This is a genomic window from Aeromicrobium sp. (assembly GCF_049587115.1).
GTDB lineage: Bacteria > Actinomycetota > Actinomycetes > Propionibacteriales > Nocardioidaceae > Aeromicrobium.
On record NZ_JBAVDI010000097.1, the window covers coordinates 1 to 2,240 of the forward strand.

The following is a 2,240-nucleotide window of genomic DNA, read 5'->3' on the forward strand; positions in this document are numbered from 1 at the left end:
CACCACCTCGACGTGACGATCGTGCAGCTAGTCGTCCGCCCGTGATCCAGACTCACGGTCTCGGAGGGTCGGCAGACCTCCCGATCCCTCTCGTCTATGCCATGGTGGGCGCCTCGTGGGCGCTGACGATCTCTTTCGCGGTGCTGGCGCTGGCGTGGAAGAAACCAAAGTTCGCCGATGAGCCAGCGCCCGCAGAAGTACCGCCGCGCCGTCGGTGGCTCGCCGTCGTCGGGCTGCTGCTGGCCGCTTGGGTCATGATGGCGCTCTTCGCCGGACCGCCGGACTCAGACAACGGTGGGGTCGGCGCGCTCTACATCTTCCTGTGGGTCGGGTTGGTCCCGCTGGCGCTCGTTGCCGGCCACGTCTGGCGAGACCTCTCCCCGTGGCGAACTCTGACCGGTCGGTGGCCCGGTCTGATGGCCTACCCGGAACGACTCGGCTACTGGCCTGCGGTCGTCGGGTTGTTCGCGTTCGTGTGGCTCGAGCTGGCTTCGCCCGACCCCGGCAGCGTCGCCGCGGTGCGCACGTGGGTCGCCTGCTACGTCGCCGCGATGCTCCTGGGCGGCGTGACATTCGGTCAGCGCTGGTTCGACCGAGGCGACCCTTTCGACGTCTACAGCGCGATCATCGCCAAGCTCTCGCCATTCGTGCGAAACGGCCGCCGCCACCTGCACAATCCGTTGCGGAGTCTGCCGTCGATCCCGGTCGAGCCCGGGCTCGTGGCGGTGCTCGCGACGCTGCTGGGCTCTACCGCGTACGACAGCTTCTCGTCGTCATCGTTCTGGCAGAGCAGGACGCTGACGTCCTGGCAGCACACGCTGACCCTGTTGGCCTTCTGCGCCGTGGTTGGGGCGCTGTTCGTTCTGGCAGGACGAGCCACCGGTGGTGTCAGCAGCCGGGAGCGGCACGCGCTGCCGGGCCGGCTTGCGCACTCCCTGGTGCCGATCGTGGTCGGATACGTGCTCGCCCACTACCTGACCTACCTGGTGGAGAAGGGTCAGACTGCATTCTTCGCGCTGCTCGACCCGCTCGGCCGAGGCTGGGCGCCGCTGGGAGATCCGGCGACGGCCTACGTCCTGTCCGAGCACCCCTCGATGCTCGCTGCACTCAAGGTGACCTTCGTCGTCGCGGGGCACGTCTTGGCCGTCGTCGCGGCCCACGACAAGGCGCTGGCCGTCCTGCCCAGACAGCACCGACTCAGCGGGCAGCTGGCGATGCTGGTCCTGATGGTGGCCTACACGTTCACCGGACTGTTCCTGTTGTTTTCGGTCTGACCGGGTCAGGACGGTCGAAGCCCGATTTGGGTGGGCTGATTGCGCGACGTTGATTAGCACTCGTATGATGAGAGTGCTAAGAACATCGATCAGGCCGATGAGGTTGTGGGCCGCGGCGAGAAGGGTTCGCCGCACGCTGCAGCCGTCCGTCGCGGGCATCGCCTGATCACCCACGTCGACAACCAAGTCGGAGAAAAGTACCTATGGCAAAAACCATTGCTTTCAACGAGGAAGCCCGTCGCGGCCTCGAGCGGGGAATGAACCAGCTCGCCGACGCCGTGAAGGTGACGCTCGGTCCCAAGGGCCGCAACGTCGTCCTGGAGAAGAAGTGGGGAGCCCCCACGATCACCAACGACGGTGTCAGCATCGCCAAGGAGATCGAGCTGGAGGACCCGTTCGAGAAGATCGGCGCCGAGCTCGTCAAGGAAGTCGCCAAGAAGACTGACGACGTCGCCGGTGACGGCACCACGACCGCCACCGTCCTTGCCCAGGCGCTCGTACGCGAAGGTCTGCGCAACGTCGCCGCCGGCGCCAACCCGATGGGCCTCAAGAAGGGCATCGAGACCGCAGTCGAGGCCATCAGCGCCCAGCTGCTCGGCATGGCCAAGGACGTCGAGACCAAGGAACAGATCGCGGCCACGGCCTCGATCTCCGCGGCTGACGCCACGGTCGGCGACATCATCGCCGAGGCCATGGACAAGGTCGGCAAGGAAGGCGTCATCACGGTTGAGGAGTCCAACACGTTTGGCATCGACCTGGAGCTGACCGAGGGCATGCGCTTCGACAAGGGCCACCTGTCGGGCTACTTCGTGACGGACCCCGAGCGCATGGAGACCGTGCTCGACGATCCGTACGTCCTCATCTACAACGGCAAGATCAGCACGGTCAAGGACATGGTCCCGATCCTCGAGAAGGTCATGGCGTCGGGCAAGCCCCTCGTCATCATCGCCGAGGACGTCGAGGGCG

The 2,240-nt window shown here is 66.0% G+C and carries 2 protein-coding genes; both read left to right on the plus strand.

Annotated elements, in window-relative coordinates:
* The first annotated feature begins 41 nt into the window (after positions 1-41).
* Positions 42-1,274 (plus strand): hypothetical protein, encoded by a 1,233-nt coding sequence (locus WB461_RS09515; RefSeq protein WP_423852494.1) that lies wholly within the window; start codon positions 42-44, stop codon positions 1,272-1,274.
* A gap of 203 nt (positions 1,275-1,477) precedes the next feature.
* On the plus strand, positions 1,478-2,240 hold a 763-nt coding region (gene groEL, locus WB461_RS09520; RefSeq protein WP_423852495.1), incomplete at its 3' end, for a chaperonin GroEL.